Source organism: Candidatus Merdisoma sp. HCP28S3_D10 (assembly GCF_052065835.1).
In the GTDB taxonomy this organism is placed as follows: Bacteria; Bacillota; Clostridia; order Lachnospirales; family Lachnospiraceae; genus Laedolimicola.
In genome coordinates this window covers 1-1,858 of the sequence record NZ_JBQHTG010000009.1, presented here as the reverse complement: position 1 = coordinate 1,858, position 1,858 = coordinate 1, and the positions used below count along the sequence as shown (strand labels likewise).

The following is a 1,858-nucleotide window of genomic DNA, read 5'->3' as shown; positions in this document are numbered from 1 at the left end:
CGGTGACAGGTGGTGCATGGTTGTCGTCAGCTCGTGTCGTGAGATGTTGGGTTAAGTCCCGCAACGAGCGCAACCCTTATCTTTAGTAGCCAGCGGTTCGGCCGGGCACTCTAGAGAGACTGCCAGGGATAACCTGGAGGAAGGTGGGGATGACGTCAAATCATCATGCCCCTTATGATTTGGGCTACACACGTGCTACAATGGCGTAAACAAAGGGAAGCGAAACTGTGAAGTCTAGCAAATCTCAAAAATAACGTCTCAGTTCGGATTGTAGTCTGCAACTCGACTACATGAAGCTGGAATCGCTAGTAATCGCGAATCAGCATGTCGCGGTGAATACGTTCCCGGGTCTTGTACACACCGCCCGTCACACCATGGGAGTTGGAAACGCCCGAAGTCAGTGACCCAACCGTAAGGAGGGAGCTGCCGAAGGCGGGTCTGATAACTGGGGTGAAGTCGTAACAAGGTAGCCGTATCGGAAGGTGCGGCTGGATCACCTCCTTTCTAAGGAAGAATGAGTAGGCATTGAACACTTAGCGAAGTCAAGCGCAAGCGCAGACTGAGGTTAGTGTGAAAGCCCACCCGAACACTTAGCGAAATCACAGATTGAGCTTAGTGAGAGTGGTGGAGGTAAGCACTGTTTAGTTATGAAGGCTCGTACTTCAAAACAAAAGAATACGAAAAGCCTAAGAGATTTCTGGTGGCGATGCGCTTAGGGGACACACCCGTTCCCATCCCGAACACGATGGTTAAGACCTAAGCGGCCGATGGTACTATGTTGGAGACGATATGGGAGAGCAGGTGGCTGCCAGAATGATATGGGGGTGTAGCTCAGTTGGGAGAGCACCTGCCTTGCAAGCAGGGGGTCAAGAGTTCGAATCTCTCCATCTCCATTCGCTAAAGAAATTCTTTAGCGTCAGAAACAAATTGTACCTTGAAAACTATATACTGAAATATCTACAAGTTAAATTCAATCCTTAGAATGAATTTAACACAAGACATCCGAGGTGATTATCCTAAAAGGTAATACCTTACAGGTATACCTAAATGCTCAGAAACATGAGCATACAGTGGTAATCATTCCAAGAGGACGAAAACCTCTTAAAAATAACAAACCTATGACCCTCATACAACGCTATGTATGAGCTGATTGCTCACCGGCAGTCAGAATGGTCAAGCGTGAAAGAGCGCAGGGTGGATGCCTTGGCACTAAGAGCCGATGAAAGACGTGATAAGCTGCGAAAAGCTTCGGGGAGGAGCAAATATCCATTGATCCGGAGATATCTGAATGGGGAAACCCGGCTGAGAAGACCTCAGTCATCCATACGCCAATTCATAACGTATGGAGGGGAACCGCCTGAACTGAAACATCTAAGTAGGGCGAGGAAAAGAAAGAAAACTCGATTTCCAAAGTAGCGGCGAGCGAAATGGAAAGAGGCCAAACCAGAGTGCGTGCACTCTGGGGTTCGGACCGCGTAATTGATTCTGTGATTCTAGTAGAATGGTTTTGGGAAAGCCAGCCAGAGAGGGTGAAAGCCCCGTACATGAAAGGAAAGCAGACATGGCGGTATCCAGAGTACCACGAGACACGTGGAACCTTGTGGGAACAAGCGGGGACCACCCCGTAAGCCTAAATACTCCTTAGTGACCGATAGCGCATAGTACTGTGAAGGAAAGGTGAAAAGGACCCCGGGAGGGGAGTGAAAGAGAACCTGAAACCCTGTGTTTACAAGCTGTGGAACCGCTTTATATGCGGAACCGCGTACTTTTTGTAGAACGGTCCGGCGAGTTGCCGGGACTGGCGAGGTTAAGCACTTAAGGTGTGGAGCCGAAGGGAAACCAAGTCTTAATAGGGCGT

The 1,858-nt window shown here is 49.1% G+C and carries 1 tRNA gene and 3 rRNA genes; all 4 read left to right on the top strand.

The annotated features are described in order from the left end of the window. Positions 1-504: ribosomal RNA gene (locus ACTNCH_RS12790) — 16S ribosomal RNA — on the top strand; the annotation flags it as partial. Between the two features lie 192 nt (positions 505-696). Then, positions 697-814: ribosomal RNA gene (gene rrf / locus ACTNCH_RS12785) — 5S ribosomal RNA — on the top strand. Between the two features lie 6 nt (positions 815-820). Beyond that, positions 821-893: transfer RNA gene (locus ACTNCH_RS12780), tRNA-Ala, on the top strand. Positions 894-1,171: 278 nt separating this feature from the next. Continuing rightward, positions 1,172-1,858 (top strand): 23S ribosomal RNA (locus ACTNCH_RS12775); the annotation flags it as partial.